The organism is Desulfuromonadales bacterium (assembly GCA_035620395.1).
GTDB lineage: Bacteria > Desulfobacterota > Desulfuromonadia > Desulfuromonadales > DASPGW01 > DASPGW01.
Window position 1 is genome coordinate 1 of record DASPGW010000266.1, and the last position, 2254, is coordinate 2254.

General features: G+C 57.5%; 4 protein-coding genes. All 4 read left to right on the plus strand.

Going from position 1 to position 2254, the window contains the following annotated elements:
* Positions 1-639 (plus strand): CheB methylesterase domain-containing protein (locus tag VD811_14665; protein HXV22225.1); only part of this gene is annotated, 639 nt, incomplete at its 5' end.
* A 91-nt stretch (positions 640-730) separates the two neighbouring features.
* Complete coding sequence (locus VD811_14670; protein ID HXV22226.1) at positions 731-1561, plus strand: GAF domain-containing protein; 831 nt, start codon at positions 731-733, stop codon at positions 1559-1561.
* A gap of 18 nt (positions 1562-1579) precedes the next feature.
* Positions 1580-1960, plus strand: a complete 381-nt coding sequence (locus VD811_14675) for a response regulator (GenBank protein HXV22227.1) — start codon at positions 1580-1582, stop codon at positions 1958-1960.
* Between the two features lie 119 nt (positions 1961-2079).
* Positions 2080-2254 (plus strand): translation initiation factor IF-1 (gene infA, locus VD811_14680; GenBank protein ID HXV22228.1); only part of this gene is annotated, 175 nt, incomplete at its 3' end.

Genomic DNA, 2254 nt, shown 5'->3' on the forward strand with positions numbered 1-2254 from the left:
CAGCGGCTGCTGTCTGACCGTCCAGCCGCTCGGATGGTACCGTCTGCCAGATCGATGTCGGAGTATCCTGTGGAACAGGTGGTGATCGGTGCGTCGACGGGAGGACCGCCGGCCCTGCAGGCCATCTTTTCGGCGATCCAGCGGCCCATTCCGGTCGCCTTTGCCGTTTCCCAGCATATGCCCCCGGGTTTTACCCGGGCCTTCGCCGAACGGCTGAACAAAAGCTCCGCCCTGGAAATTCGGGAAGCCCGTTCAGGTGACGTGGTGCGGCCGGGAGAGGTTCTCATCGCGCCCGGCGGCCGCAATCTGGTATTCCGCCGCAGCGGCGCCGACGTGGTCGCTCAGGTACTCGAACCGTCCCCCGACCAGCGCTATGTCCCTTCGGTCGATGCCATGTTCGAATCGGCCAGCGGTATCTTCGGAGCCAAACTGCTCGGCGTCGTGCTGACCGGAATGGGCAATGACGGCGCGCGGGGCACGGCCGTCATCAAGGAGGGGGGGGGGCAGGCCATCGCCGAGGCCGAGGAGACCAGTGTGGTTTTCGGCATGCCCAAGGAGGCCATTGCCACCGGCAAGGTCGACAAGGTCGTGGCTCTGCCCCAGGTGTGCGGAGAAATTCTTCGCCGCTGCGGTTTCTGAGCTTCATTCGATCTAAAGTGTGGAAATTTTTTCGTTGTGCTGCTAGGATTGCCCCGGCTGCCGGCATGCAATCTGCCCGAGGAGACCTGGAATGACTGAACGTGAAGACGACAAGGTAACGTTGAAAAAAGCCGAGGAATTCCTTCAAGTTTTCAAGAAGGGCGCCGAGTTCACACAGGATCTTCTGAAAGAGAACGAGCGTCTGCGCTATCAGGTTGTGAAACTTGAGGAGACCCTTAAGCACCACGCCGGGGCCGATGCCGCGAACAACCCCGAAGCGCTCAAGCTGCGTCTGCGTATCGACGAACTCGAGCGGGAAAAACAGGAAATCCTCGACCGGATCAAGCAGGTGGAGGCGGAAAACATCAATTTCGCCAACCGGTACGTGGAAATCGAGGAAGAAAACAACAACCTGGCCAACCTCTATATCGCTAGCTATCAGCTGCACTCAACCCTCGACTTCCGCGAAGTTCTCCAGATCATCATGGAGATTATCATCAACCTGATCGGTGCCGAGGAGTTTGCTCTCATGCTCCTCGATGAAAAAACCAACAAGCTGCAGGCTGTCGCCGCCGAGGGTCTGGAAATTTCCGACTTGCCGATGGTCGGTCTCGGTGAGGGGATCATCGGTCAGATGGCCAGGACCGGCGAGAATTACTTCATTGACGATCTCGAGAACTACACCCGCGATTTTCGGCATCCCGTCGTCTGCATCCCCTTGAAAATCAAGGAGCATGTCATCGGCGTGATAGTCATTTACAAGCTGCTGGTGCAAAAAAGCCACTTTGCCGATGTGGATTTCGAGCTTTTTACCCTGCTGGCGGGGCATGCCGCCACCGCTGTCTTCTCTTCCCGGCTTTATTCGGAATCGGAGCGGAAGCTGTCCACCATTCAGGGTTTTATCGATCTGTTGACCAAGTAGGTTCCAGGGAGGGTTTGCATGTCCACATACAAGGTTCTGATCGTTGAAGACTCGCCGACCATGCGCCAGCTGATCGTTTTTGCCCTGAAGCGACTGCGTGGGCTGAACATCGTTGAGGCGAACGACGGGGTCGATGGGCTGAAAAAGCTGTCGAGTGACAAATTCGACCTGATTTTCACCGACATCAACATGCCGATCATGGACGGACTCAAACTGGTGAGCCTGGTGCGTAACGATGCGGGCTACAAGCAGGTGCCCATCGTCATCATCACCACCGAAGGGGCGAGCGAGGACCGGGAGCGCGCTCTGGCGCTGGGGGCAAACGATTACATCACCAAACCGATACAGACCACGCAGATACTCGACGTCGCCAAACGTCTGCTCAATCTCGGCACCTGACCGCTGTCCCCGCAGGCCGGCAAGCCTTCTTCCCTGGCGAGGGTTGACAACTGCCGTGCCTGTTTTGTTTAATATCCGGGTTCGACCGACTGTTGCCGGTCTGCCTTATCCTGACCACCATGGAGGCTCTTTTGGCAAAAGAAGAAGCAATCGAAGTTGAGGGTAAAGTCCTCGAACCTCTCCCCAACGCCATGTTCCGGGTCGAACTGGACAACGGCCACGTCGTGCTGGCACATATTTCCGGCAAGATGCGCAAGTTTTACATCCGCATCCTTCCCGGCGACCGCGTGACCG